The following is a 26,434-nucleotide window of genomic DNA, read 5'->3' as shown; positions in this document are numbered from 1 at the left end:
GTCTCATGGACCGTCCGACAGCCGGGCCAGCCGGACCGCGACGGTCAGCCGGAACACCCGGTCGGGCTCCTGCCACTCCGGCCCGAGCAGCTCGGCGACCCGATCCAGACGCTGGAGCACGGTGTTCTTGTGCACGTGCAGCGCACGCGCGGTGGCCACCGGGCTCATCCGGTTGCCGAGATAGGCGGCCAGCGTCGGCAGCAGCGTGCCGCCATGGCCGGCGTCCCAGTCCACGACCGGTCCGACCACGCGGCGCACGAACGCCGCCACCCGCGTGTTGCCAGGACCGAACAACGCGGCGTAGGGCAGGTATTCGTCGGTAGTGACCGCGGCGTCGGCGATGCCGAGCGCGGGTAGCGCGCGGGCACAGGCTCCGGCCGCTTCGACCTCCGTGCCCAGCCCGGAGGGCAGGTCGTCGACGGATGCGGCCACCGCGAGCACCGCCGTGCCGAGCGCTTCCCGAACCACCGCGTGCACGGCCCGCCCGGCCACCTCTGGATCGCGGTCTTCGGTCAGCGCCACAACGTGCTCGGCGTGCTCGCCGACCAGCGCGGCGGCTCGCCGGGCCGCCCGTGCCGCTTGCCGCTGACGGTCGGCGGGCACCGCGAGCACGACGACCGAACGCAGCTCGTCGAGCCGGATCCCGCGCGCCCGCGCCCGGTCCGCGATGTCGGCCAGACGATCGGGATCGCCGGAGACCAGCTCGGCCAGCAGATCGCCGCGAACCCGCTGCTCGGCCTCGGCCAGCGCGTCCTGCTTGAGCCGCAGCAACGCGGTGATCTGCGCGGCGCGTTCGGCGGTGCGGCGTTCCACCGGCCCGAACTCGACCTCGCCCTCCTCCAGCAGGAGCGCGCCGAGCAGCGCCGACCCGGCCACCACGGCGACCGCGAGCGCCCCGTCGCCGGTGGCCACGCACCGTCCGCTGTGCCTGCTCTGGCGCACCGCGGGGTTCTTCGCCGCGCTGTTCTCGTCCAAAATGGACACTCGGCAGCGCAGTGCCCGGCCGAGCGCGGTGGCCACCTCACCGGCGTCCCCGCCCTGCAGCACCAGGCTGGTCAGGTCGGTGTGCACGCCGCTGGCCCGTTCCATCGCCTCCACGTGCCGGGCCAATTCGCCATATGCGTGCCGGGTTTCCTCCGCGGCGGCCTGCGTGCGCTCCAGCAGCCGCGCGGTCTGCAGGACGACCGCGGCATGGTCGGCGAAGGCGGAGAGCAGGGAGATCTCGTCGGGGGAGAAGGCGTGTTCGAAACGGTTCGCCGCGAACAGCACGCCGATCACCTCCTCACCGGCGAGCAGCGGGACCCCGAGCAGCGAGACCAGACCCTCCGCGCGTACGGCGGCGTCGATCCCGGATTCGTGCGGCGCCTGGGTCATCGCGTCGTAGCTCGACGTCCAGCGCGGCCGCCGCCCTTCCACGACCATGCTGGCCAGCCCCATCCCCGGGGGCACGCGCAACCCCGCGAACGCGGGCGCGACCGTGCCGAGCGTGGTCCGCACTCGCAACTCCCGGCTGTGCGCGTCGAACTCCGACAGGTAGGTCACGTCCGTGCCGACCAGGTCGTGTGCACGCTCCACCAACCGGGACAGCAGTTCGTCCACATCCCGCAGCTGGGCCAGCTCGCGGGCCGAGGAGAACAGCGCGGACAGCTCCCGCCCGCGCCGCCGCCAGCGCGCGACCCCGGCGCCGAGCCGGCGCACCTCGGCGGAGATCCGGGCCACGTCCTGCTCCGGCAGGCCGCTGCCCGACAACAGCTCGCGCACTTCGCCGTCCGGCTCGGGATGTCCGGCCGAGGCCGCGCCGAGCAGGCCGACCACCACGTCGACCGGAACCGCCGCCATGTCCGCTCACCTCACCCCGTACCAGTGCCGATCACTGCACGATACCTACCTGCGGGGTTCGGTCACTCCGCCACGACCAGCCGGAACCCGGCGTCCCACCCGGTCCGGGCGAGCAGCTCACGATGGCGTTCCTGCCACCGTCCGCCCGCCACTCGGTCCAGTGATGCACCGTGAGGACGGCCATCCATCAGACGAGCGCCGGCTCATCCGTGACGGCCTGACGGGCGTAGCGGCGTGCCATGGCGGCGCACACGATCAGCTGGATCTGGTGGAACAGCATGAGCGGCAGCACGATCAGCCCGACCTCGCTGTGTCCGAAAAGGACAGTAGCCATGGGCAGGCCGCTGGCGAGACTCTTCTTCGACCCGCAGAACACGATGGTGATCCGGTCCGCCCGGGAGAAGCCGAGCAGCTTCGCCCCGCCGCCGGTCGCGCCGAGCACGATCGCCAGCAGTAGCACGCACACCGCGAGCAGGACCAGCAACGGGCCGGGCTCCAGCGTGTGCCAGGTGCCCTCGGCCATGCCCGCGCTGAACGCCGTGTAGACCACCAGCAGGATCGAACCGCGGTCCACCAGCTTCAGCGGGGTCGAATGCTGCTGCACCCAAGGGCCGATCCAGCGGCGCGCGAGCTGCCCGGCCACGAACGGCAGCAGCAGTTGCGCCACGATGTCCAGCACCGCCGAACCGCTCACGCCTGGTCCGTCGGCCGACAACAGGAGCGCGACCAGCAACGGCGTCAGCACGATGCCGAGCAGGTTGGACAGCGAGGCACTGCAGATCGCCGCGGCCACGTTGCCCTTCGCGATCGAGGTGAACGCGATCGAGGACTGCACGGTCGAGGGGAGCAGGCAGAGGAACAGGACGCCGGTATAGAGCGGCTCGGTCAGGAGTCCGGGGGAGAGCAGCGAAGCGGCCAGTCCCAGCAGCGGGAACAGCACGAAGGTCGCGCAGAGCACCGTCGTGTGCAGCCGCCAGTGCCGGAGCCCGTCCAATGCCTCCTGCCCGGACAGCCGGGCGCCGTAGAGGAAGAACAACAGCCCCACCGCGATCTTCGAGGCGATCCCGAAGCCGGTGGCGGCCGAGCCGGTGGCGGGCAGCAGGGAAGCGATGCCCACGGTGGCCAGGATCGCCGCGATGAACGGGTCGATCCGCAGCTTGGTCAGCAGAGCGGAGACGGGGCGGGTCAGCGAGGTGAGGAGGTCGGTCATGGCACTCCTTTCGCCGCTCATTCTCCGGTGGCACCCGGTCATTCGGAACCCCGATGACCGTACTGACTGACATCACGAATCACGATAAGATGGGTGCGTGCTGGACCCTCGCCTGTGCCGTTCCTTCCTCGCGGTCGCGGAGACCCGTAGCTTCACCGCGGCCGCCCGGCGGCTGGGGGTGGGCCAGCCCACGGTGAGCCAGCACGTCCGGCGGCTGGAGGACGAAGCGGGCGGGCAGCTGTTCGCCCGGGACACGCACACGGTCGAGCTGACCGCGCGGGGACAGGCGATGCTCGGCTTCGCCCAGACCATTGTGGACACTGAGGAGCGCGCGGCCCGGCACTTCCGCGGGACGCAGGTGCGCGGCCGGGTCCGGTTCGGCGTGTCCGAGGATTTCGCGCTCGGCGAGCTGCCGGAGATCCTGCGCCGGCTGCGGCGGAGTCATCCGCTGGTGGACGTGGAGCTGCACGTGGAGCTGTCCGACGTGCTCGCGCAGCGGCTCGCCGAGGGACGGCTGGACCTGGTGCTGGGCAAGCGCCGGACGGGTGCGCCCGGCCCCGGCCGGCGCCTGCGCCGGGAACCGCTGGTGTGGATCGGCTCCGCGGCCACCACGCTCGTGCCCGGCCAGCCGGTGCCGCTGGTGCAGTATCCGATGCCGTCGGTGACCCGCAGGCTGGCCGTGGAGACGCTGGAACGCGCCGGTCTGGACTGGCGGGCCGCCTGCCTCACCTCCAGCCTGACCGGCCTGCGCGCCGCGGCCGCCGCCGGCCTCGGCGTCACCGTGCACGCCCGCAGCCTCGTCCCGCCCGATCTCACCGAGCTGCCCGCGAGCCTCGGCCTGCCCGATCCGGGCGAGGTCGACTTCATCCTGCTCTCCCGCGACCCGGCCGAAGGCCCGGTGGCCGCGCTGGCGGAGTTCGTCACCGACCGCCTCGGCGACGGAGTGGCAAGGCTGTGAAGGGTCCCTTCACGGACTCAGAGTCCGTGAAGGGACCCTTCACAGCCCTCAACGCGAGCCCGCTCGGCGGTCCGCAGTGTCCCTTTCGGACGGTGACGCACGGGCGGGCCGCAAGGCGCGCGGCCCGGGGATCGTCTCCGGCCGTCCGGGCGAACGCATCCACCGCCGCTTCGCGAGCGGGGCCGGGCGAAAACCCGGCCAGGCACAGGAAAGCGACCAGCCGTGGGTAGGCGGCACGGAAGTCGAAGCCTGCCACGCGCACCCTCCCGGACCGGACCCGCTGAAACAGGTGTGGTGGGAACCCCCGGGATGTAACGAGCGGGTCACGGCGCGGTGCGTGCTGCCCTGGCTGCCCTGTGCGGAGGTGCGTATCGGGCAGTCCGGTCCCCCGCAGGTGTGACCTGGATCGAAAATCCCCGCGCCGGCGGGCAGTGGTGGTAACTTGGACAGTCGGTCGCCACGCCGCCCCGGTCGCCGGGGCGGGTTCGGCCGAAAGCCACCGAGTGCCACGCGAAGCGGTTTTCGTCGTGCGCCCGGAGAACTCGATTGACCGTGTTCCGACAATGAAGACAGGAGGTGAAACGCGACAATGGAACTGACGACCACCGGCTGGCTCGCCCGCGCGGCGTGCCAGGACGAGGATCCGGAACTGTTCTTCCCGATTTCCGACGTGGGCCCCGGTGCCCGGCAGGTCGCCCAGGCGAAGGCCGTGTGCGCGCGCTGCCCGGTCCGCCAGGCGTGCCTTTCCTACGCCCTCGACAACGGCCTGAGCAACGGCGTCTTCGGGGGAACCACCGAGCTGGAGCGGCGAAAGCTGGTCCGCACCACCGCGGGCGCGCCCGCCGGACATCGAGCCGCCTGACCCCCGGCCGGTGACCACTCCCGGCGGCGAAGGCGAGAGCCTCTTTCCCCGGAAACGGATCCGCATCCGGCCCCGGTACGCGTCCGGGCGGCAACCACACGGTTGCCGCCCGGACGTTTTTTGTGCGGTCGCTCAGCCGGCGGTCTCGTCGGCCAGCCGCTCCATCGCGCTGCGGTTGTTCAGCGGCATATTCCGCAGGAACACCACGGTGAGGATCACCAGCACCGCGGCCGGTGCGCAAATCAGGAACACATCGCTGGTCGCCACGCCGTAGGCCTCGCGGATCACCGTCGCGACCGGAGCGGGCACGGTGGCCAGGTCGGGCACCTTGTCGCCGCCACCGGCGGCCGCGACCGGGCCGAGATCGCGGGTGATCAGCGAGCTGACCCGGTTGGCCAGCACCGCGCCGAGCGCGCTCACCCCGATCGATCCGCCGAGGCTGCGGAAGAACGACACTGTCGAGGTCGCCGCGCCCAGATCCGCGGCTGGCACGTCGTTCTGCGCCACCAGCAGCAGATTCTGGTTCAGCAGCCCGATCCCGACGCCGAGGACGAACATGTACACGCTCACCGCGAGCACGCTGGTGTGCGCGTCGATCAGCCCGAGCAGCGCCAGGCCGCCGGTCATCAGCGCCCCGCCGGCCACCAGGAACGACTTCCACCGCCCGGTGCGGCTGATGAGCTGCCCGGACACCGTCGAGGACACCAGCAGCCCGAAGATCATCGGCAGGCTCATCAGCCCGGCCACCGTGGGCGATTTGCCGAGGGAGAGCTGGAAGTACTGGGACAGGAACACGGTGCCGCCGAACATCGCCAGCCCGACCAGGAAACTGGCGAGGGTGGTCAGGGTGACGGTGCGCTTGCGGAACAGGCTCAGCGGGACCACCGGCTCGGAGACCCGGGATTCGACCCACACCGCGAGCGCGAGCACCAGCAGCCCGGCGGTCACCAGTACCGCGGTCTGCCAGGAACCCCAGGCGAACTGCTTGCCCGCGAGCGAGGACCAGACCAGCAGGGTGGAGACGCCGGCCATGATCAGAAACGCGCCGAGGTAGTCCACCTTCGCCTCTCGGCGCACGGTCGGCAGCCGCAGAGTGCGCTGCAGCAACAGGATCGCGGCGAGGGTGAAGGGCACCCCGATGAAGAAGCACCAGCGCCAGCCGAGCCAGGAGGTGTCCACCATGAAGCCGCCGATCAGCGGCCCGGCCACCGTGCCCACCGCGAACACCGCGCCGAACACGCCGGAGAACCTGCCCAGCTCACGGGGCGAGACCATGGCCGCCATGATCACCTGGGCGAGCGCGGTCAGCCCGCCGCCGCCGATGCCCTGCACGATCCGGCTGCCGATGAGCAGCTCGATGTTCGGGGCCAGCCCGGCGATCAGCGAGCCGACCAGGAACAGCCCGAGCGAGATCTGGATCAGCAGTTTCTTGTTGTAGAGATCGGCGAGCTTGCCCCACAGCGGGACGGTGGCGGTCATCGCCAGCAGCTCGGTGGTCACCACCCAGGTGTAGGAGGCCTGCGAGCCCCCGAGTTCGGAGATGATCCGCGGCAGCGCGTTGGCCACCACGGTGGAGGCCAGGATGGCCACGAAGATGCCCATCATCAGCCCGGACATCGCCTGCCGCACCTGGCCGCGGCTCATCTCAGCCGGGCTGGGCGGCCGGTCCTGGGAAACGGTCATCACTGTCCTTTCGGAGTCTTCGGATCGGTCATGCGGGGTTGGTCATGCGGGGTCGGTGAGGCTGATGGCCAGCGCCGCCGCCTCGTCGAACAGGCCCGCCGAGGTACGGGCTCCGTCCATGGCGGACCAGAGCCGGAAGGTCGCGTCGAGGGTGCTGCTCACCAGCGAGAGCACCAGGGTCGGGAACACGTCGGTCGCCGGGTCGGTCCCGCTGCGCCGGGCGATCGCCGCCACGAGCGGGGCGTTCGACTCCTGATCGAGGGTCAGCGCGCGCAGGGCGAGCCCGGGATCGGCCATGACGATGCGCAACCGGGCCAGCCATTCCTGCGGATTCTCGTCGATCTCCGCCAGCACCGGCCGGATCGCCGCGAGCATCGCGGGGAACGACCCCAGCTCGGCGGGCTGCGCGTCGAACCGCTCCAGTACCTGCCGATTGTGCTGCTCCCGATCCGCGTGCGGGATCAGTACCGAGTCCTCTTTGGACGCGAAGTAGTTGAAGAAGGTACGGGTGGAGACCCCGGCCTCGGCGGCGATGTCGTCCACCGTTACCTGGTCCAGACCACGTTCGTCGATCAGCCGGATCGCGGTGGCGGCGAGGAGGCGGTGGGTCTCGCGCTTCTTGCGCTCGCGCAGTCCGGGGGTGGCGTCGGAGGAGGACATACGGCCAGGCTAACGCTGATCTTGCATGATCTGCAAACTTGCAGAGTGTGAAGCGAACCACTCGTAACGCGGCCGTACCCGGCTGGCAGACTCACCGACCGTGAGTGCAACGGTGCTGATACTCGGCGGACGCAGTGAAATCGGAACCGCGATCGCGGTCCGCCTGGCTCGCGAGGCGGCGGCCACGGGCGGGGGGCCGCGGGATGCGGGAGACGGTGGCCGGCCGGGTCGCGGTACCGGGTCGGCACAGCACGGTGGCCGGGGTGCCGAGTCGCGGGGAAGCGGCGGCGACCGGCCGAGCGGCGGGTCGCCGGGCAGCGGCGCTGAGCCCGCCCGGTCCGAAAATTCGTGGTCCGACGCCGAACCGCCGGACCACGCCACCGGTCTGCCGCGGGTCGGCTCCGGAGGGCGCCGGTTCGTGCTGGCCGCACGGCCGGGGACCGATCTGTCCGATCCGGTGGCGCGGTTGCGGGCCGCCGGGGCGGAGAGCGTGCTGGTCGAGGACTTCGACGCGGACGATCTCGGGTCACATCGCGGGCTGCTGGAGCGGGTCGTGGCCGCGCACGGGCCGCTGGAGATCGTGGTGCTGGCCTTCGGGGTGCTCGGTGATCAGGCGCGGGCCGAGACCGATGCCGCGCACGCCGCCGCGATCGTGCACACCGATTATGTCGCCCAGGTCTCCGTGCTCACCCACACGGCGGAACTGTTGCGGGCGCAGGGTTCCGGCAGTGTGGTGGTGTTCTCGTCGGTCGCCGGGATCCGGGTGCGGCGGGCGAATTACGTGTACGGCTCGGCGAAGGCGGGGCTCGACGGGTTCGCCTGCGGGCTGGCCGACGCGTTGCACGGCTCCGGGGTGCACCTGCTGCTCGTGCGGCCCGGGTTCGTGGTCGGCCGGATGACCGAGGGGATGTCGCCCGCGCCGTTCTCCAGTACCCCGGGTCAGGTCGCGGACGCCACGGTGACTGCGTTGCGCCGTCGTCGCGGGGTGGTCTGGGTGCCGGCGGTGTTGCGCCCGGTGTTCGCCGTGCTGCGCTTCGTGCCGCGGGCGGTGTGGCGCCGGTTACCCCGCTAGGACTCCTCGTGTCCGCGGCGGCACCGGCTGTCGCGGAGCGCGGGAATGCGTTCGGCCGAATGGGCTCCCATCACGTCTTTGAGACAGGTTTCTCAGGGTTTTCCCAGCTAACGCGGTGATCCTCGAAAGAGGGCCGGTCAGGTCCACCGGACAAACGAGGGGAACAGTCGTGCTGCGCACCGCCCGGAGCCGTCGGATCGGCGGCCGAGTCGCGCTGGGGGTGGTGTCGGCGTTGGTGGTGGGGGTCACCGGATACGCGTGGGCGCAGCTGCAGCGGCTCGACGAGGGACTGGTGACCGCCGACGTCATCTCGCCGTCCGGGCAGCTGGCGGGCGATGCGGGCGCGCCGCTGCCGGTCGCGCAGAACATCCTGCTGGTCGGCCTCGATTCGCGCACCGGCGCGAACGGGCTGCCGCTCCCGCAGAACCTGCTCGACAGCCTGCACGCGGGCGGCGGTGACGACGGCGGGAACACCACCGACACGATGATCGTGGTGCACGTGCCCGCGGGCGGGGCCGCGGCCACCGCGATCTCCATCCCCCGGGATTCCTATGTGGACGTTCCGGGATTCGGCCGGCACAAGATCAATTCCGCCTACAGCCGGGCGCGCGCGGCGGCTCGCGGGCAGCTGGCGGCGAGCGGGCAGAGCGGGCCGCAGCTGGAGATGGCGGCGGACGCGGCGGGCGCGAAGTCCGCGATCGGCACGGTGGAGAAGCTGACCGGGCTCACCATCAACCACTACGCCGCGGTCAATCTCGCCGGCTTCGCCGCGCTGAGCCAGGCCGTCGGCGGGGTGCAGGTGTGCCTCAACGCGCCGGTCCACGACACCTACTCCGGGGCGGATTTCCCCGCCGGGCAGCAGACCCTCAGCGGCGCGCAGGCGCTCGCCTTCGTGCGCCAGCGGCACGGGCTGCCCAACGGCGACCTTGACCGCATCGCGCGCCAGCAGGCGTTCCTGGCCGGGATGGCGAAGAACGTGCTCGGCTCCGGCACGTTCACCGATCCGGCCCGGCTGTCCTCGCTGGTCGACGCGCTGCAGGGTTCGGTGGTGCTCGACCACGGCTGGGACCTGCTGAGCTTCGCCCGCCAGCTGCACGGCCTCAGCACGGGGTCGATCGCGTTCGCCACCATCCCGGTGCAGAGCCTGTCGCTGGCCACCCCGTCCGACGGCGACGCGGTCAAGGTGGACCCGTCGCAGGTCAAGAAGTTCGTGCAGCAGCAGCTCGGCACACCGGGGGTGACCGCCTCGGGCGGGACCGGCGCGACCTCCGGCGGGGTGCGCCCGATCGCGGAGACGAAGAGCCCGCCACCGTCCTCCTCGTCGACCCCGCAGCAGCCGAAGGCCACGGCCGGCACGGGCTGTGTGAACTGAGGCGTTCGGTCGGTGACCCGCTGAGTCGGCGCGGGGTCGGTGGAAATTCCCGCGCCGGCATCGCAGTCTCCTGCGGTATCTGCGGACTGTTACTCTCCAAGGGAGAGTGAGGAGGCCGCCGTGCTGGGAAATCCGTACGACCGGGACTGCCCGACCCGTCAGCTGCTCGACCGGATCGGGGATCAGTGGACGGTGCTGATCGTGGGCGCCCTGCGCGCGGGGCCGCTGCGCTTCACGCAGGTCGGCAAGCGAGTGGAGGGCATTTCGCAGAAGGTGCTGACGCAGACCCTGCGCAGCCTGGTCCGCGACGGCATCCTGGTGCGCACCGCGTACCCGGTGATCCCGCCGAAGGTGGAGTACGAGCTGACCCCACTCGGCCGGGACCTCGCCGAACCCCTCGACATGCTGGACCGCTGGGCGCGCCACCACATGGACCAGGTCACCGCGGCCCGCGCCGCCTTCGACGCGGAGAACACCCCGGCTTCCGCCTGAACCGGCCGGGTTCCGCGAGCAGGGTTCAGCCGAGCCGGGCGCGGACGAGGCGCACCGCAGCCGCCCGCTGGCTCCCGGTCACCGCGTCGGGCAAGGCTGTGAAGGGACCCTTCACAGCCTCAGAGTCCGTGAAGGGACCCTTCACAGCCCTTACCTCTCGGCAGTGCGGGAGCCGGCAGCGGGCCATCAGCCGCACGGACAGCACGCAGAGCGCGGCGCGGACCAGAATCCAGCCGGAGGGCACGGGCCATCGAACGCAGGTGCTTGACCATGATCGTCAACCTAGCGCGATCGCCGGCCGGGTACGTCCGGTTCGGAGCAGATTCGTCAGGCTATGGGCCTCTTTCAGCAGCAGCGCGCCGAGTTCCGGGCGGCGGTCCGGGCGGAACCGGGATTCCACGCCGGTCAGCGACAGCGCCCACCCCGGTTCGCCGGACGGGGTGAACACCGCGGCGGCCATGCCCCAGCTGCCCTCCACGACCAGGCCCGGGTTCGTCGAGTAGCCGTCCTGGCGGGTGCGGGCCAGCCGGGCGCGGATCTCGGCCGTGCGGTGCGCCGGGCCCCATTCCGCGGCCAGGTCCACTGTGGACAGATAGGCCTCGGCCTCGCGGTCGGGCAGCATGGCCAGCACGACCAGGCCGGCCGAGACCACGCCGAGCGGGAACCGCGCGCCCTCGTAGAGCACGAAGGACCGGATCGGGAAGTCGCCGTCCTCGCGCAGCAGGCAGATGGTCTCGTCGCCGCGGCGGGCGGAGAAGAAGGCGCTCTCCCCGGTGGCGGCGGCCAGCCGGTGCACGCTCGCGCGGGCCTGCTGGGTCACGTCGTAGCGCGGCGCGGCCGCTTCGCCCAGCAGGTACAGCTCCGGGCCGAGGTGCCAGCGGCCGGTGTGCCGGTCGCGGTCCACGTAGCCCTCCTCGGCCAGCGCGGACAGCAGCCGGTGCACGGTCGGTCGGGCCAGCCCGCACGAGCGTGCGAGATCCGAGGTCGAAGCGCCGTCGCGCCGGGTGGACAGCGCGCGCAGCACCGCCGAGACGCGGCCGACGACGTGGTCCGGAGGAGCCGGGGTCATGCCCCGAGGATACGTCCACTGAGTGAACGTCGGTAGCGGGAGTGTTCGGTGTGCGAGAGCTTTGCCGGGAGTTCCCGCCATGACATTGACGGCTTTCCCGCCTACCATGTGGTATCGCGTTGCCGACCATTCAACGAACGAAAATGCCACGAACGAAAGGAGCGGATGCCGTGCCGGTGAAGTACCGCGCTGCCGCGGAGGCGCTCGACGGGACGCTGACCGACGGGATGACCATCGCCGTGGGAGGTTTCGGCCTCACCGGGAACCCGTTCGACCTGATCGAGGCGGTCCGGGACTCGGGCGTCCGCGAGCTGACCATCGTCTCGAACAACATGGGCGTCGACGGGATCGGCCTCGGCATCCTGCTGGAGAGCCGCCAGGTCCGCCGGGTCGTGGCCTCGTATGTGGGGGAGAACAAGCTTTTCGCTCAGCAGTACCTGGACGGCACGGTCGAGGTCGAGTTCGCCCCGCAGGGCACGCTGTCGGAGCGGCTGCGGGCCGGTGGCGCGGGCATCCCCGCCTTCTACACCCGGGCCGGCGTGGGCACCCCGATCGCCGAAGGCAAGCCGCACGCCGAGTTCGACGGCGTGACCTACGTGCAGGAGCGGGGCATCGTCGCCGATCTCGCGCTGGTGCACGCGCACACCGCCGACCGCGCCGGGAACCTCGTGTACCGCTACGCCGCCCGCAACTTCAACCCGCTCGTGGCCACCTGCGGCCGGGTCACCGCGGTGGAGGCCGAAGTCCTGCTGGACGGCTACCTCGACCCGGAAGTGGTCGTCACGCCCGGGGTGTATGTGAAGCGGCTGATCGAAGCCACCCCGAGGAAGAAGCCGATCGAGAAGCGCACGGTGCGCGAGCGGGAAGGGGCGCAGGCATGAGCTGGACCCGGGACGACATGGCCGCGATCGGCGCCCGCGAACTGCGCGACGGTGACTACGTGAACCTCGGCATCGGCATCCCGACGCAGGTGGCCAACCACCTGCCGGACGGGCTGCAGGTCACCTTGCACAGCGAGAACGGCATCCTCGGTCTCGGTCCCTTTCCGTGGGCCGGCGAGGAGGACCCCGACCTGGTCAACGCGGGCAAGCAGACGGTGACGCTGGCGACGGGCGGCAGTTTCTTCGACTCCGCCGAATCGTTCGCGATGATCCGGGGCGGGCACATCGATCTGGCCCTGCTGGGCGCGCTGCAGGTCGGGGCGAACGGCGATCTGGCCAACTGGACCGTGCCGGGTGCCCTGGTCAAGGGCATGGGCGGGGCGATGGACCTGGTCGTCGGCGCCCGCCGGGTCGTGGTGCTCACCGATCACGTCGCCCGCGACGGCAGCCCGAAGATCGTGGAGAAGTGCACCCTGCCGCTCACCGGCATCGGCGTGGTGAACCGGATCATCACCGACCTCGCCGTCCTCGACATCACCGAAGACGGCCTCCGTCTCGTCGAGACCGCCCCCGGCGTCACCGCCGACGAGGTCCGCTCGAAGACCGGCGCCCCTATCGCCTGACCCGAAAGCTGTGAAGGGTCCCTTCACGGCCTCAAAGTCCGTGAAGGGTCCCTTCACAGCCTTTTAGGCGTGCCGCGCGGGCAGGACGCGGCCGCGGAGTTCGCCGAAGCCGAGCTTGGCGCCGGAGGCGGTGGTGGCGACGCCTTCGAAGACGACCTCGTCGCCGTCTTCCAGGAACGTGCGGGATTCGCCGTTCACGGTGAGGGGATCGCGGCCGCCCCAGGACAATTCCAGGAACGAGCCGCGTTCGGCCGGTTCCGGGCCGGAGATGGTGCCGGAGCCGTACAGGTCACCGGTGCGGGCCGGCGCGCCGTTCACCGTGAGGTGCGCGAGCATCTGCGCCGGTGACCAGTACATCTCCCGAAACGGCGGGCGCGCGACCTCCTGGCCGTTCCACCGCACGGTCACCTCGATGTCCAGCCCCCACGGCCGGCTCTCGGCCAGGTAGGGCAGCGGCACCGGATCGGTCTGGCCGGGCAGCGGGATCCGCGCCCCGTCGAGGGCCAGGATCGGCACCACCCACGGCGAGACGGACGTGGCGAAGCTCTTGCCGAGGTTCGGGCCGAGCGGGACGTACTCCCAAGCCTGGATGTCACGGGCGGACCAGTCGTTGAGCAGGACCGCGCCGAACACGTGGCGCGGGAACTCGTCCGGCGAGATGGGGCTGTTCGCCGGAGTTCCGGCGCCGACCACGAAACCCAGCTCTGCCTCGATGTCCAGCCGGGTGCTCGGGCCGAACACCGGCCCGTCCGGGCCTTTCCGCTGGCCGCATGGGCGTACCACGTCGGTGCCCGAAACGTAGATCGTGCCGGCCCGGCCGTGGTAGCCGACCGGGAGGTGTTTCCAGTTGGGCAGCAACGGTTCCGCGTCCGGACGGAACAGCCGCCCGACGTTCGACGCATGGTGTTCCGAGGCGTAGAAGTCGACGTAGTCGGCCACCTCGAAGGGCAGGTGCAGGGTGACCTCGCCGACCGGGTGCAGGGCCGCGGCGGGCGGTTCGCCGGCCACGAGGTCCTGGATCCGCCGCCGCACTTCGACCCAGCGGTCGTGGCCCTGCGCCATGAACGCATTCAGCGCCGGCGCGGCGAACACTTCGTCGCCCAGTGCCACGGAGAGGTCGAGGACCTGATCACCGATGCGGACGCCGACCCGCGGGGCACCACCGGCCGGGGAGAACACGCCGTAGGGCAGGTTTTCGGGGCCGAAGAGGGAATCGGGGGGCAGGTTCATGCAGGGACTCCGATCAAGCCGAGGTCGGTGAGGTCGGTCAGGGGGTCGGTGATGCTGCAGGTACCGAACGAGGTGAACCGTTCCCGGGCGAGCGCCAGCCGATCCGGGGCCAGCCGGCGGATCCGCGTGGCGATCGCCTTTCCGTCGCGCTCGGCGAGCAGTGCGACGACCTCTTCCTCCGGGGCGGTGCGGGCCACGGCTTCGGTGGCGAGCAACAGGTTCAGGAAGCCGTGCTGCTCGAAGCCGGTCTCCGCATCGGTGTTGCGAATCGCGTAGTGCAGGCCCGCGGTCGCCTTGAACGCGACGCCTGCCTTCGCTGCTTCCCGGACGGCCGAGGCGAGTTCCGCTTCGTCCGGGTAGTACTCCGCGGACGTGCCGCCGGTGCGGAACTTCGCGCGGTGCGGCGTGCCGGAAAGTGCTTGCAGGAACGGGATTCTCCGGTCGTCCCGCGGGATCTCCACCGCGACGGGCACCGAGCAATTGTCCACAGCGGACCGGAGCGTGGACACGTCGAAGCCCGGCGGAACGGCGACCTCCAGGGCCGTGACGGTGACCGGCAGTTCGGCGGCTTTCGCGAGCGCGCCGGGGATCCCGTCCGGACCGGCGGGCAAGGTGACCACGATCGGCAGCGGTGTCGTCCGTCCGATGAGGACCGGACCGAGGTCGTCCAACGCTGCCGCGGAGACCACCAGCGGGCCGACCATCTCGGCATACCACGCGCCTGCGTGACGATCGTGCGCGGCGACCGCCTCCGGCAGCGGGGCCAGCCCGGGCGGGAAGATCGCCGCGTCGTCGAACAGGCCCCGGGTCAGCGCCGGTACGGCGCGGCTCACGAGAGCGGTCCTCGCCCGGCCCAGGTCCAGGCGTAGCCGGAATCTTCACTGGCGACCCCGCCTTCGCCGAGCGAGAGCGGGCGGAAGGTGTCGATCATCACGGCCAGCTCGTCGAAGAACTCCGCGCCGAGCGAGCGTTCCACCGCGCCCGGCTGCGGGCCGTGGCTGTGCCCGCCCGGGTGCAGGCTGATCGAGCCCTGCTCGATGCCGGAACCCTTGCGTGCCTCGTAATTCCCGCCGCAGTAGAACATCACCTCGTCGGAGTCCACATTGGAGTGGTAATACGGCACCGGCACCGCGAGCGGGTGATAGTCGACCTTGCGCGGGACGAAGTTGCAGATCACGAAGTTGGTGCCCTCGAAGACCTGGTGCACCGGCGGCGGCTGGTGCACCCGCCCGGTGATCGGCTCGAAATCCGAGACGTTGAAGGTGTACGGGTACAGATGCCCGTCCCAGCCGACCACATCGAACGGATGCGTCGGGTACACGTACCGGGTTCCGGTCACGCCCTCTGAGCCGCGATGCTTCATCAGCACCTCGACGTCGGTGCCCTCGGCCAGCAGAGGTTCGGATGGGCCGTGCAGATCGCGTTCGCAGTACGGCGCGTTCTCCAGCAACTGGCCGTAGCGGGACAGGTATCGCTTCGGCGGCGCGATGTGCGAGTTCGCCTCGATCACGTACGCACGCAAGGGTTCTTCACCGGTCGGCAGCCAGCGGTGCGTGGTGGCGCGGGGGAGCAGCACGTAGTCGCCGGCTCGGGCGGACAGCGCGCCGAAGACGGTCTCCACGGTCGCCTCGCCGGACTCGACGTACACGCATTCGTCGCCGATGGCGTTGCGGTACAGGGGCGAGGCCTCGCCGGCCACGGCGTAGGAGATACGGACGTCGCCGTTGCCCAGCACCAGCCTGCGCCCGGTGACCACGTCGGCGCTCTTCCAGTCCTGGCTCGCGAACAGCGAGTGCAGCTTCAGGTGCCGTGGCTTGAGCGGGCGGTTCTCGGTGAGTGTCTGGTCCGGCAGCTCCCATGCGGTCGCGTCGACGATCGCCGAGGGCACGCCCCGGTGGTAGAGCAGCGACGAATCCGACGAGAAGCCCTCCTCGCCCATCAGCTCCTCGGAATAAAGCCCGCCGTCCGGGGTGCGGTGCTGGGTGTGCCGTTTCGGCGGGACGCTGCCCACGCTGCGGTAGTAGGCCATCGGGTCGCCTCCTCGGGCGAGTGTTCTCTGGCACTGATCAGTGCGAGGAATGTAGTTAAAGTGTGTACTAGTTTTCTGCCAGCGTAACCCACCGGCGGAGGGTACGGAAGGGGTCAGCGACGGGTGGCGAAGCCGGCCCGGCCGGAGATCAGCTTGTCCAGCAGCAGCACGAGCACGCGCTGCTCGGCCTCGGTGAGCACCTCGACCCAGCCCGCCTCGCGTTCGTTCTGCGCGGCGAACACTTCCAGCATCTCGGCCCGCCCGGCCTCGGTCAGCGAGAGCCGGACCGACCGGCCGTCGCGTTCGGCCGGGGTGCGGGCCAGCAGCCCGTCGCTGACGAGGGTCTTGGCCAGGTTCGAGACCGCGGCGCGGCTCATTCCGGTGAGCCGGGCCGCGGCCGAGGGTTCCAGTGGCCCGGCCAGCCAGGCCACGAACAGCAGTCGGAACGCCGACCAGGAGCGGCCGCGCGGGCGGTGCACGGCCGCTTCCAGGTCATAGGTGACCAGGTCCGAGGCCCGGTTCAGGGTCAGCAGCACCTGGGTGGCCAGGCCGTGGCGGAACCCGAACTCCCCGGACAGCCTGCGGTTGGCCAGCGCGATGAACGACCAGAAGTCGAGCGCGTCGGGATCCGGGGCGGGTTCGGTCATGCCGAGCACTCTAGTTGCGCCGACCTGGTAGTCAATATCGAAACTACTTGCGGATCCCGGCTTCGCGCGGCACCTTCAGGAACGCCAGCAGCACCGCGGACAGGATCAGGCAGCCGATCGGGAAGTACAGCCCGATCGTGACGTCGGTGTCGGTGGCCGCCAGCCCGATCGCGTAAGGCCCGAAGAACCCGCCCAGCGCGGCGATCGAGTTGATCGCGGCCAGCCCGACCGCGGTGTGCTCCTTCGACAGCACCCGCGAGGCCATCGCCCAGTACGGCGCGAGGTAGCCGAGCACCCCGATCGCCGCCAGCGAAAGGCTGATCAGCGACAGGGCGGGCACCGACTTGAACTGGATCGCCCCGAAGAAGCCCAGCGCGGCCACCAGCACCAGCGTGATCACGTGACCCTTGCGTTCGCCGGTCCGGTCGGAGTTACGGGCCAGCAGCAGCATGCCGACCGCGCCCACCACGTACGGAATCGCGCCCAGTAGCCCGATGTTCGTGGCCGAGTACTTGGGATCCAGCTGTTTGACGATGAGCGGCAGGAAGAACGTGAGCCCGTACAGACCGCACGCGATGAACAGGTTCGAGATGGCCAGGTGCAGCACCTTGCCGTTGCGCGCGGCGCGCAGCTGGCCGAGGAACGTCTCCTTCTCCTCGGGCTGGTACTCCTTGTCGATCTCCTCCTGCAGCCAGCTGCTCTCCTCGCGGGTGAGGAACTTGGCGTCGGCGGGTTTGTTCGGCAGCCACAGGAAAGTGGCGACGCCGAGCAGTACCGCCGGTGCGCCCTGCAGGATGAACACCCACTGCCAGCTGCTCATCCCGAACCAATGCACGTGGTCGAGGATCCAGCCGCCGAACAGGCTGCCCAGGATCAATGCGATCGGCTGGGCGAGGGCGAGCGTGGCGATCGCGCGGCCGCGCTCCCGGCCGCGGAACCAGAACGTCAGGTACAGCAGCAGCCCGGGAAACAGCCCGGCCTCGGCCACGCCGAGCAGGATCCGCGCGATGATCAGGTGCGTCACGCTGGCCACGAATCCGGTCAGCACGGTCACGATGCCCCAGCTGATCGCGATCCGGCCGAGCCACAGCCGGGCGCCGACCTTCTTCATGATCATGTTGCTCGGGACCTCGAACACCACGTAGGCGAGGAAGAAGATCGCCGACGCGACGCCGAAGGTGGCGGCGGTGATGCCCAGCTCGGTCGCCATGCCGAGCTGCGCGTAGCCGATGTTGGCCCGGTCCATGTAGTTGAACACGTACAGCAGGCCGATCAGCGGCATCACGCGCAGCCCGACCTTGCGGACGGTGCGGCGCGCCAGCGGCGAATCCGCGGCTGTGGTGGTGGAAGCGGGGACGGTCATGGGGATTCCTCAGGCGGGAGAAGGGCGGGCGTGGCCCGCGGCGGCGCGGCCGGCGATCCGGCCCATGGTGACGGCGTTCGCGACGGCGTTGCCGCCGCCCACATAACGGAGGCCCAGCACCCCGGCACCGGCCTCACCGGCGGCGAACAGCCCGGGTACCCGGTTGCCGCGTGCGTCCAGCACGGCGGCACCAGCGTCGATTTCCAGCCCGGCGTGCGTACAGACCAGCTCGGCGGGCAGCGTGCGTGCCGCGTAGAACGGCGCGGTGGCGATTTCGGCGGGCGGCTCGGCGACGCCCTTGGCGGCCAGCGTCTCGTGCCGGAGGAACTCGGTATCCGCGCCACCGCGCGGAAGTTCCCGGTTCCATCGGTCCACAGTGGCCTGAAGCGTGGACTCGGGCACGGCCATCTTGCCGGCCAGTTCAGTCAGCGAGTCCGCGCGCAGGGTGCGTCCGGCGTCCGCTTCGGACTGAACGTGCCCGGCGCTCCAGTGCGCGTAACCGGGTGGCAGGTCGCGGCGCGCGCGGTCGTCGAAGACCATCCACACAGGACCGTCCTGGGCGGAGATGATCCCGCTTGACACGGCGTAGGAGGCGTCCTCGTCCATGAACCGGCGGCCGTGGGAGTTCACCAGGATCCGTGACCGTGGCGGGAATCCCGACTGCCAGTGGTGCAGGCGCTGGAAGTACGCGGTAGGCAGCAGCAGGCCCCGGCCGTGACCGGTGATCGATGCACCAACCTGCGTGCCGAAGGCGAAGTGGTCGCCGCGCGAACCCGGTGCGGCGACGACGAAGAGGTCTTCTCCCGCAGCGTCCGCGTCCGGGTAGTACTGGCTGCGCAGCGCCGGGTCCTGCGAGAACCCGCCGGTGCACACGACGACCGCGCCCGCGCGGACCTCGATGCCGTCGGCGACCACACCGGCCACGCGGCCGTGCTCGACCAGCAGCCGTTCCACTCGGGTGTTCAGCACCGCCTCGGCCCCGGCCTGCCGCCGCGCCCGGTCGAGCACCTGCACCAGCCCGTAGCCCTGATCCTTCGGCACATGCCCGCGCCAGACGTCCTCGACCCCGGCCCGAGTCAAGCCCGGCGTGTGCGCGTCGTGCGACAGCTTCGCCGGAATGTCCACACCGAGCCCGATCAGCCATTCCACCGCGGCCCCGGCTTCGGTGCAGAACGCTTTGATCAGACCGGGTTTCAGCTGCCAGTGGTTGAGGTCGAGGTAGTGCTGGAGAAACCGGTCCGGGGAGTCCTGGACGCCGAGCGCGGCCTGCACGCTGGTGCCCGCGGCGGTGAGCATGCCCGCGGACAGCAGGGTGGAGCCACCGAGTTCCCGTTCCGATTCGAACAGCAGCACCGAAGCACCGTGTTCGGCCGCGGACACCGCCGCGGCCAGCCCTGCGCCGCCTCCGCCGAGCACGAGGACGTCGACCTGGTTCTCCGCACTCATCCCAGCTCACCTCCCGCTTCGGCGAGGATCCGGTGGTACAGCCCGTTGGAGACGAGCCCGCCGTCCGCCGTGATCTCGCTTCCGGTCAGGTAGCCCGAGCGGTCCGACAGGAGGAACAGCACCACGTCGGTGATCTCCTCCGGGGTGCCCATCCGTCCGAACGGGACACTGCCGAGCGCGGCGGTGACGAACGAGTCGGCCCCGGCGAGCAGTCCGGTGTCCACCAGCCCGGGATGCACCGAGTTGACCCGGATTCCCCAGCTCGCGAAATTGCCGGCGGCCGATTTGGACAGTCCGGTCAGTCCCCATTTGCTCGCCGAGTAGGCGGGGGAGAAGTAGCCGATCTGGCCGGAGATCGACGAGATGTTCACGATCGAACCGCCGCCGGAGTCCCGTATCAGCGGGGCTGCCGCGCGCATCCCGTGGAACGGCCCGGACAGGTTCACCGCCAGCACCTGATCCCAGATCTCCGGGGTGGTGTCCGGGAACTCCAGCCGCCGCGAGATCCCGGCGTTGTTGACCAGCCCGCCCAATCCGCCGTGCGCCGAACGGATCCGGCCGGTCACGTCCGTCCACTGTGCTGGGTCCGTGACGTCAAGCCGATATGCGGTGGCCTGTCCGCCCGCCCCGACGATCTCGTCGGCCACCGCGTCGGCGCCGGCGAGGTCGGCGACGCACACGTGCACCCCGCGCCGGCCGAGGGCGAGCGCGTGTCCGCGGCCCATCCCGTTCGCCGCGCCGGTGATCAGCACGACGTCGGGATAGCGCACGGTCTCGGTTGCGTCAGACATGCCGGGAACCACCGTCGACGGCGAGGCTGTGACCGGTGACGTAGCGGGCACTGTCGGAGAGCAGGAACAGCAGCGCGCCGAACACTTCTTCGGGTGACCCGATCCGGTGCAGCGGCACTGCGTCGAGTGCCTTCGCCAGCGCTGGGGCGTCATCCTGGATCCAGCGCGTCATCTCGGTGTCGATGTAGCCCGGCGCGATCGCGTTGACCCGGATGCCCTGGTCGCCCAGCTCCACGGCGAGCGATTCGGTGAGATGCGCGACGGCGGCTTTGGAACTGCAATACGCCGCGCGCCCCTTCCGCACCCGGACCGCCGAGACCGAAGCCATGTTGACGATCGCGCTGCCCGGCTGCATCCGCGCGGCGGCGGCCTGCGCTCCAAAAAGGACTCCTTCGACGTTGACCGAAAGCGTGGCCCGGATCTGTTCCGGGGTGATGTCCGGGACCTCGGCGAACGGGAAGATCCCGGCGTTGTTGACCCAGAAGTCGAGCCTGCCGAACTCCGCCATCGCGCGCTGTGCCAGCGCGGTGTGCTCCTCGGCCCGCGTTACGTCCACTGTGGACGCTTTAATCCGGCCGGCACCCGGTTCCCCGGCCAGCGCGGTGTTCAGTTCGTCCGCGGTGGCGGTCATCGCGGCGGTGTCCAGATCGCCGGCCACGACGTGCACCCCACGGGTGGCGAGGCCGGCGGCGAACCGCGCGCCCATCCCGCGGGCCGCACCGGTGATCACCGCTACCTTGCCCGGAAGTTCCGGGTACTGCGCGGTCATCGGCTGGTGCTGCACACGGCCGGGGCCGGTCGGTTCGGGATTGCTCATGGGGCTCCTTGTTCTTCTTCAGGCTCAGCCATCGCGGTGCACAGTGCGGCGGCGGACCCGCCAGCCGTCCGCGGTGCGAGCCAGCTCGTCTTCCAGCACGGTGATCCGATGCAGCCGGGGCTCGCCGCCGGAGGTGGTGCCCACGATCTGCAGATAAGCCCGCGCGCGCAGGGTTTCTACGGACTGTCCGGTTCGGACTTCCACTGTGGACACGACGTGTCGCAGCCGTTCCCCGGATTCTTCGCAGCCGGCGTGGAACCGCTCGGCGAACGCGGTCAGCTCCGCGGTGCCGATCGCCGGCTCCGGGTAGCTGGGCGAGCGGAACCGCCCGTCCGCGGTGAAGGTGGCGGCCCACTCGGCCGCGCGACCGGAGTCGATGGCGTGGCTCTGCCGTCCATAGAGCTGGTGCACGGCGAGTACATCCGCGGCCGGGACCGCGTCGCGGGGACTGTCCGCCATGCCGGAACCTCCGTTGTCCCGTTCCGCTGAGTGTGCTATATTCGCACGCACCGTGCGATATGAACGAACAGTAGGTCTCGCGCCGAGCAATCGTCAAGGGAGTGCCGTGTCCGAAACCGCGGAAGCCGCGTCCGGGAGCCCCGCGTCGGCGCCGTCCGGGCCCTCGCAGTCGAAGACACTGCATCATGGGCTTCAAGTGCTGGAGCTGCTGGTGGACCATCCGCGCGGGCTCACGCTCACCGAGATTGCCGAAGGCATCGGGGTGCACCGCACGGTCGCGCACCGGCTGGTGCGCACCCTGGAGGCGCACCATCTCTGCCGGCGCGACCGATTCAAGCGAATCTCGCTCGGCACCGGTCTCGTGCGCCTCGCCGAGCCGGTCGAACAGGATCTCCGCACCCTCGCCCGGCCGGTGCTGGAGGAACTTTCCGACGCCGGCGGCGCGACCGCACACCTGGTCGTGCGCGAGGACGCCGCGCAGGTGCGGATGCTGATGATCGTGGAGCCGCGGCAGGCGCGCATGCACGTGTCGTTCCGCAGCGGCCAGCTGGACCCGATCCACCGCGGCTCGGCCGGTCTGGCGATGCTCGCCGCCGAACCCCCGCAGCCCGGCGAACGCGAGGAGGTCACCCGCGCCCGCACGCGCGGTTACGCCGTGTCCACGGGCGAGATCGCCCCGGGCATCACGGGAATCTCCGCGGTGATCCCCGCCGGGCGCGACACGGCGGCGAGGAGCATCGGGCTGTCCCTGTTCGAGGCCGCGGACGCCGACCGGCTCGGCGCGCTCGTGGTCGCCGCCGCGGGACGGCTGGGCGCATTGCTCAGGTGAGTTCGTGCAGATCTGACCGCCCCTCCGTCCGAAGTGGACGCTGGAGCCCCCGCACCCGGTCACCCCCGCCGCCCCCCTCGCCCGGCGCCGGGGCTGTGAAGGGACCCTTCACAGCCTCAGAGTCCAGGGTCCCGGCAAAGTTGGTCGCGGACCCGTGATCAGCAGAGAGAGCCGTGGCTGCCCGACCGGTTTCGGGTCCGTGAGGGTGCCCCTGACGGACTCAGAGTCCGTGAAGGGGCCCTTCACAGCCCTCCGCAGCTGCGCAGGGCCCTCCACACCGACTTTGCCGACGCCCTAGACCCGGATGCCGTGAAGGGTCCCTTCACAGACTCCGGGGACTAGCCGTAACGCACGCCGCTGGCGATGCTGCGGACCAGATACCGGCCCAGCAGCAGGAACAGGACGATCACCGGCAGCACGCCGAGGGTCGCGCCGGTCAGCATCAGCGCGTAGTCCGTGTAGTACCCGCTGGCCAGCTGCGAGAGCACCACCTGCACGGTCGGGCTGTCCGAGGAATCCAGCACCGCCAGCGGCCAGAAATAGTCGTTCCACGCGCCGAGGAAGGTGATCATGGCCAGCACCGCGGCGTGCGGGCGGAGCGCCGGCACGGCCACGTGCCAGAAGGTGCGCAGGACCGAGGCTCCGTCCACAGTGGCCGCGTCGATCAGGTCGGCGGACACCGCGCCCTCGCACGCCTGGCGCATCCAGAACACCCCGAACGCGCTCACCAGCCCCGGCACGATCACCGCCTCCAGCCTGCCGTACCAGCCGAGATCGTTGATCACCAGGAACAGCGGGATCACGCCGAGCTGCGCCGGCACCATCGCCGAACCGGCGACCAGGAGGAACAGGCTGTTACGGCCGGGGAAACGCAGCCGCGCGAAGGCATAACCAGCCACAGTGGACAGGACCACATTGGACACCATCACGGTGCTCGCCACGATCAGCGAGTTCCCGATGGCCTGCCAGAAGTCCACCGTGTCGAACACGCGCTGGACGTTCTCGAAGAAGTGCCCGCCGGGCAGCAGCAGCGGCGAGGTCTCCCCGATCGCCGAATTGTCCCGGCTGGACACCGCGAACGACCAGTACAGCGGGAAGATCGAGCCGGCGAGCACGCCGGCCAGCACCACGTACACCCAGGCGCCCGCGCGCCGCCGCGGCCTCACGACGCGCTCACGAACCGGCGCACCAGCCGGTAGTTGAAGATCGCGAAGACCACGCAGATCAGGAACATCGCCCAGGACAGCGCGGCCGCATATCCGGCGTCGAACTTGGTGAAACCCTTCTCGTACAAGTACATCGCCAGGGTCTGGAACTGCCGGTCGTTCCCGCCGGTGCCCCCGCCGCCCGGATCGAACAGCTGTGGCTCGGCGAACAACTGCAGCCCGTTCACCGTGCCGGCCACCACGGTGAACGCGATCGCCGGGCGGATCCCGGGCACGGTCACCGACCAGAAAGTGCGCCAGCGCGAGGCGCCGTCCAGCTCCGCGGCCTCGTACAGCTCCCGCGGCACGGCCTGCATGGCCGCCAGGTAGATCAGCGCGTTGTAGCCGACCCACCGCCACATCACCATGCTCGCCACGGCCAGATGCGAGGTCCACCGCCCGGCCTGCCAGTTCACCGGCGGCACCCCGAACCAGCCGAGTACCTCGTTCACCACCCCGAAATCGCGGCTGTAGAGCTGGGTGAAGACCAGTCCTACCGCGACCACCGCCACCACGTTGGGCAGCAGCACCCCGGTCCGCCACCAGGTCGACGCGCGCAGCCTGCGGTTGAGCAGCGCGGCGATACCGAGGGCGAGAAAGAATTCCGGGACCGCGGCGAGCAGGAAAATGCCGATCGTGTTGGCCAGCGCGTTGTAGAACCGCGCATCACCGAACAGCTCAGCGTAGTTGGCGAACCCGAATCCGCCCCGGTTGCCTTCGAGCAGGCCCCAGTCGTGCAGGGATACCCACGCCGTATACAAGAGGGGAAAAGCGCCGAATACCGCGAAGATCGCGAAGAACGGCGCGATGAACAGGAAGGGCGTGACCTTTCGGTCCAGCCGCGTCCCGAGCGTTCCGCGCGTGTTCACGGCGGTTACTTGATCGCCTCGCGCCCCAGCCTGGTCGCTTCGGACCAGGCCTGGTCGACAGTCCTCGAACCGTCTTCGATCCGGCCGAGCGCCTTGCCGAACTCGGGGCGTACGTCGGCGTCGTGCAGGCCGCGATAGTTGGGCCGCAGCAAGGTGGCCGAAGCGGCATAGAGCTGCCCGACCGGGGCGTTGGAGAAGTACTCGTCCTTGTGCGCGACGACCTGCGGGTCCTGATAGACCTGCGGCTCGCTCGGCAGGATCCCGTCGCTGAGGAAGAGCCGCTTCTCCTGCCCGGGCGCGGTCAGCCAGCGCGCGAGGTCGTAGGCCTCTTTCGGATGCGCGCCCTGCTTCGGCACGGTGAGGAACGAGCCGCCCTGGTTGCCACTGTTGCCGGGCACCGAGGTGACGTCCCACTTTCCGCGGACGTCCTTGCCGCCCGCTTCCTTGATTTGGGCCAGCATCCAGGCCGGACAGGCAATGGTCGCGAACCCGCCCTGTTTGATGGCCACGTTCCAGGCCGAGGTATAGGTGGTGACCGCGGCCGTCTGCTTGTTCTGCGCGAGACCGCCGGCCAGGTAGAACGCCTCGCGCACGCTCGGATTCCGGTCCGCGACGTAGGAATCGTCCTTGGCGGAGAAGTAGTTCTCCGGCGACTGGTTCAGCATCGCGGTGTAGACCGTGCCTGCCGAATCGGCGAACTTCACCTTCGGCAGCTTCGCGGTGAACTGGCCGGCGACCTTGGCGTAGTCCTGCCAGGTCGGCATGAGCGCGGCGACCGCCTGCCGGTCGGTGGGCAGGCCCGCCTGCTCGAAGTAATCACGGCGGTAACAGAGCGCGAGGCTGCCCATGTCCGTGCCCAGCCCCAGCACGTAGCCGTCCTTGGTGCCCTGCGCCCACTTCCACGGCGCCCACTGATCCTTCAGTTGCGTGGCACCGTAGTCGGCGAGGTTGACGAACTTGTCCTTGACCTGCAGGTAGGTCGGGAGCTGCTGCTCCTCGATGGCGACCACGTCGGACGCGCCGCGACCGGCCGCCAACTGCATGCTCAGCGACTTGAAGTGCGTGTCGAAATCGGTGACCCGGCTCCGGATCTCGATGCCTGGATGGTCCTTTTCGTACTGTTCGAACAGCGGCTGGTAGCCGAACTCACCGAACGTCGCGACAGTCAGCGTGATCTTCTCGTCCCCGGTCGGGCCACTGCAGGCGGAGGAGACGAGCAGCGTGGCCACGATGGCCGCGGCGGCGGCCGGGTGCCGGATCAGCTTTCGCACGTGGTGAGCATCCTTCAAATAACCCCTGCGCGCAGGGCGTAGGCGACGGCATGCGGGCGGTTGCGCAGCTTCAGCCTATTGGTCAGGCCGTAGATGACATTCTTCACGGTCCGCTCCGAGTAGCAGAGCTTGCCCGCGATCTCCGCAGTGTCCCAGCCTTCGGCCATCAGCCGCAGCACGTCCACCTCCCGGGCGGACAGCGCCGCGCCGTCCCCGGCGGCCTGCAGGCTCACCGCCTGATCCAGCAAGTCGCGCAGGGCGGTCTCCCGGCCGGAAGCGGCCGCCACGATGCTGCGCACCAGCTTGTCGCCCGCGATCGCCTCCCGCGGCAGCACCGCGGCGACGTGGCAGGCCGACAGCTCCGGCAACTCCTCCGGCTCCACGTAACCGGCCACCAGCACGATGGCCGCCGGGGTCTCCGAGGCCGCGGCCCGCAGCGCCGCCTTCACCTCACGGGTGATGCGGTTGGCCGCGAACACCAGCACCGCGGCCTCACCGCGCTGCTGGCCGGGCAGCACCCGGACCTCGGGCCGTGCGCGCAGGTGGTCGATGAGCCCTGCCAGCGCGATCGGGTCCGAAGCCCACGCCGCCACCTTGACCTGGTTCATTGCCACCTCCGTGTACAGACACCTGCCCTGCCTGAAGGCAAGTGTGCCGAGGGCGCCTTCACGAATTCTCTAGTCGCTTCACGACCGTTCTTCACCGGCTGAAGCCGGGGATAGAGGTGACGTCGGATACCGTCTTCGGGACCCGACCC

26 protein-coding genes are annotated in these 26,434 nt (G+C 70.3%); 8 read left to right on the top strand and 18 right to left on the bottom strand.

The window, feature by feature from the left end; genetic code table 11:
• Positions 1-3: 3 nt before the first annotated feature.
• On the bottom strand, positions 4-1,839 hold the full coding sequence (locus D5S19_RS15145; RefSeq protein ID WP_120023978.1) for a helix-turn-helix domain-containing protein: 1,836 nt from the start codon (positions 1,837-1,839) through the stop codon (positions 4-6).
• A gap of 187 nt (positions 1,840-2,026) precedes the next feature.
• The gene (locus tag D5S19_RS15140; RefSeq protein ID WP_199730510.1) at positions 2,027-3,049 is read right to left on the bottom strand and encodes a bile acid:sodium symporter family protein; all 1,023 of its coding nucleotides are present in this window, start codon (positions 3,047-3,049) and stop codon (positions 2,027-2,029) included.
• A 97-nt stretch (positions 3,050-3,146) separates the two neighbouring features.
• Between D5S19_RS15140 and D5S19_RS15135 the strand changes: the two genes are divergently transcribed.
• Together D5S19_RS15135 and D5S19_RS15125 are read left to right on the top strand one after the other, a co-directional pair.
• Positions 3,147-4,007, top strand: coding sequence for a LysR substrate-binding domain-containing protein (locus D5S19_RS15135; RefSeq protein WP_120023977.1), 861 nt, complete (start codon positions 3,147-3,149; stop codon positions 4,005-4,007).
• A 589-nt stretch (positions 4,008-4,596) separates the two neighbouring features.
• Entirely contained in the window at positions 4,597-4,869 is a 273-nt protein-coding gene (locus D5S19_RS15125) for a WhiB family transcriptional regulator (protein WP_098514173.1), read from the top strand.
• Between the two features lie 132 nt (positions 4,870-5,001).
• On the opposite strand, the gene D5S19_RS15120 is transcribed toward D5S19_RS15125, so the two are convergent.
• Positions 5,002-6,552, bottom strand: a complete 1,551-nt coding sequence (locus D5S19_RS15120) for an MDR family MFS transporter (RefSeq protein WP_233573929.1) — start codon at positions 6,550-6,552, stop codon at positions 5,002-5,004.
• Between the two features lie 42 nt (positions 6,553-6,594).
• Complete coding sequence (locus D5S19_RS15115; RefSeq protein ID WP_120023975.1) at positions 6,595-7,212, bottom strand: TetR/AcrR family transcriptional regulator; 618 nt, start codon at positions 7,210-7,212, stop codon at positions 6,595-6,597.
• A 385-nt stretch (positions 7,213-7,597) separates the two neighbouring features.
• Between D5S19_RS15115 and D5S19_RS15110 the strand changes: the two genes are divergently transcribed.
• The 3 genes from D5S19_RS15110 (at position 7,598) to D5S19_RS15100 (ending at position 10,148) form a co-directional block, all read left to right on the top strand.
• Positions 7,598-8,284: an SDR family NAD(P)-dependent oxidoreductase gene (locus D5S19_RS15110; RefSeq protein ID WP_120023991.1), complete on the top strand. Its 687-nt coding sequence runs from the start codon at positions 7,598-7,600 to the stop codon at positions 8,282-8,284.
• Between the two features lie 169 nt (positions 8,285-8,453).
• Positions 8,454-9,656, top strand: a complete 1,203-nt coding sequence (locus tag D5S19_RS15105) for an LCP family protein (RefSeq protein WP_120023974.1) — start codon at positions 8,454-8,456, stop codon at positions 9,654-9,656.
• A 120-nt stretch (positions 9,657-9,776) separates the two neighbouring features.
• A complete protein-coding gene (locus D5S19_RS15100) occupies positions 9,777-10,148 on the top strand; it encodes a winged helix-turn-helix transcriptional regulator (protein WP_120023973.1) in 372 nt (123 codons plus the stop codon).
• 277 nt (positions 10,149-10,425) lie between these two features.
• Here the strand turns inward: D5S19_RS15100 and D5S19_RS15090 are convergent, their stop codons facing one another.
• Positions 10,426-11,217 (bottom strand): IclR family transcriptional regulator, encoded by a 792-nt coding sequence (locus D5S19_RS15090; RefSeq protein ID WP_120023971.1) that lies wholly within the window; start codon positions 11,215-11,217, stop codon positions 10,426-10,428.
• A gap of 170 nt (positions 11,218-11,387) precedes the next feature.
• Between D5S19_RS15090 and D5S19_RS15085 the strand changes: the two genes are divergently transcribed.
• Both D5S19_RS15085 and D5S19_RS15080 read left to right on the top strand, forming a co-directional pair.
• Complete coding sequence (locus D5S19_RS15085; RefSeq protein WP_120023970.1) at positions 11,388-12,098, top strand: CoA transferase subunit A; 711 nt, start codon at positions 11,388-11,390, stop codon at positions 12,096-12,098.
• Positions 12,095-12,721, top strand: coding sequence for a CoA transferase subunit B (locus D5S19_RS15080; RefSeq protein ID WP_120023969.1), 627 nt, complete (start codon positions 12,095-12,097; stop codon positions 12,719-12,721). Before D5S19_RS15085 ends, D5S19_RS15080 begins: the two co-directional genes overlap by 4 nt.
• Positions 12,722-12,784: 63 nt before the next feature.
• On the opposite strand, the gene fahA is transcribed toward D5S19_RS15080, so the two are convergent.
• From fahA to D5S19_RS15035, 9 genes are all read right to left on the bottom strand, one after another.
• Positions 12,785-13,951 carry a fumarylacetoacetase gene (fahA, locus tag D5S19_RS15075; protein WP_120023968.1) on the bottom strand — a complete coding sequence of 389 codons (1,167 nt, stop codon included), beginning with the start codon at positions 13,949-13,951 and terminating at the stop codon, positions 12,785-12,787.
• Positions 13,948-14,784, bottom strand: a complete 837-nt coding sequence (locus D5S19_RS15070) for a hypothetical protein (RefSeq protein WP_120023967.1) — start codon at positions 14,782-14,784, stop codon at positions 13,948-13,950. Before D5S19_RS15070 ends, fahA begins: the two co-directional genes overlap by 4 nt.
• A complete protein-coding gene (locus tag D5S19_RS15065) occupies positions 14,781-15,980 on the bottom strand; it encodes a homogentisate 1,2-dioxygenase (RefSeq protein WP_120023966.1) in 1,200 nt (399 codons plus the stop codon). The genes D5S19_RS15070 and D5S19_RS15065 overlap by 4 nt, the downstream gene beginning before the upstream one ends.
• Positions 15,981-16,093: 113 nt before the next feature.
• Positions 16,094-16,627, bottom strand: a complete 534-nt coding sequence (locus D5S19_RS15060; protein WP_120023965.1) for a MarR family winged helix-turn-helix transcriptional regulator — start codon at positions 16,625-16,627, stop codon at positions 16,094-16,096.
• Between the two features lie 43 nt (positions 16,628-16,670).
• A complete protein-coding gene (locus D5S19_RS15055) occupies positions 16,671-17,990 on the bottom strand; it encodes an MFS transporter (RefSeq protein WP_120023964.1) in 1,320 nt (439 codons plus the stop codon).
• Positions 17,991-17,999: 9 nt separating this feature from the next.
• Positions 18,000-19,436 (bottom strand): FAD-dependent oxidoreductase, encoded by a 1,437-nt coding sequence (locus D5S19_RS15050; protein ID WP_120023963.1) that lies wholly within the window; start codon positions 19,434-19,436, stop codon positions 18,000-18,002.
• Positions 19,433-20,227 (bottom strand): SDR family NAD(P)-dependent oxidoreductase, encoded by a 795-nt coding sequence (locus tag D5S19_RS15045; RefSeq protein WP_120023962.1) that lies wholly within the window; start codon positions 20,225-20,227, stop codon positions 19,433-19,435. The genes D5S19_RS15050 and D5S19_RS15045 overlap by 4 nt, the downstream gene beginning before the upstream one ends.
• Positions 20,220-21,044 (bottom strand): SDR family NAD(P)-dependent oxidoreductase, encoded by an 825-nt coding sequence (locus D5S19_RS15040; protein WP_120023961.1) that lies wholly within the window; start codon positions 21,042-21,044, stop codon positions 20,220-20,222. The genes D5S19_RS15045 and D5S19_RS15040 overlap by 8 nt, the downstream gene beginning before the upstream one ends.
• 24 nt (positions 21,045-21,068) lie before the next feature.
• Positions 21,069-21,503 (bottom strand): nuclear transport factor 2 family protein, encoded by a 435-nt coding sequence (locus D5S19_RS15035; RefSeq protein WP_120023960.1) that lies wholly within the window; start codon positions 21,501-21,503, stop codon positions 21,069-21,071.
• Between the two features lie 106 nt (positions 21,504-21,609).
• On the opposite strand from D5S19_RS15035, the gene D5S19_RS15030 reads away from it, so the two are divergent.
• Positions 21,610-22,332 (top strand): IclR family transcriptional regulator, encoded by a 723-nt coding sequence (locus tag D5S19_RS15030; protein WP_233573927.1) that lies wholly within the window; start codon positions 21,610-21,612, stop codon positions 22,330-22,332.
• A 338-nt stretch (positions 22,333-22,670) separates the two neighbouring features.
• Here D5S19_RS15030 and D5S19_RS15025 read toward each other — a convergent pair whose 3' ends face one another.
• From D5S19_RS15025 to D5S19_RS15010, 4 genes are read right to left on the bottom strand one after another with little or no spacing between them, the layout of a single operon-like run.
• Entirely contained in the window at positions 22,671-23,498 is an 828-nt protein-coding gene (locus tag D5S19_RS15025; RefSeq protein WP_120023958.1) for a carbohydrate ABC transporter permease, read from the bottom strand.
• Complete coding sequence (locus D5S19_RS15020) at positions 23,495-24,406, bottom strand: carbohydrate ABC transporter permease (protein ID WP_233573925.1); 912 nt, start codon at positions 24,404-24,406, stop codon at positions 23,495-23,497. The genes D5S19_RS15025 and D5S19_RS15020 overlap by 4 nt, the downstream gene beginning before the upstream one ends.
• Before the next feature lie 5 nt (positions 24,407-24,411).
• A complete protein-coding gene (locus tag D5S19_RS15015; protein WP_120023957.1) occupies positions 24,412-25,677 on the bottom strand; it encodes an ABC transporter substrate-binding protein in 1,266 nt (421 codons plus the stop codon).
• 14 nt (positions 25,678-25,691) lie between these two features.
• Entirely contained in the window at positions 25,692-26,285 is a 594-nt protein-coding gene (locus D5S19_RS15010) for a helix-turn-helix transcriptional regulator (protein ID WP_120023956.1), read from the bottom strand.
• Between the last annotated feature and the right edge of the window lie 149 nt (positions 26,286-26,434).

Origin of the sequence: Amycolatopsis panacis (genome assembly GCF_003600245.1) — a bacterium.
In the GTDB taxonomy this organism is placed as follows: domain Bacteria; phylum Actinomycetota; class Actinomycetes; order Mycobacteriales; family Pseudonocardiaceae; genus Amycolatopsis; species Amycolatopsis sulphurea.
Note: the sequence above shows the minus strand (reverse complement) of the source record. Positions and strands in the feature narration are given on the sequence as shown.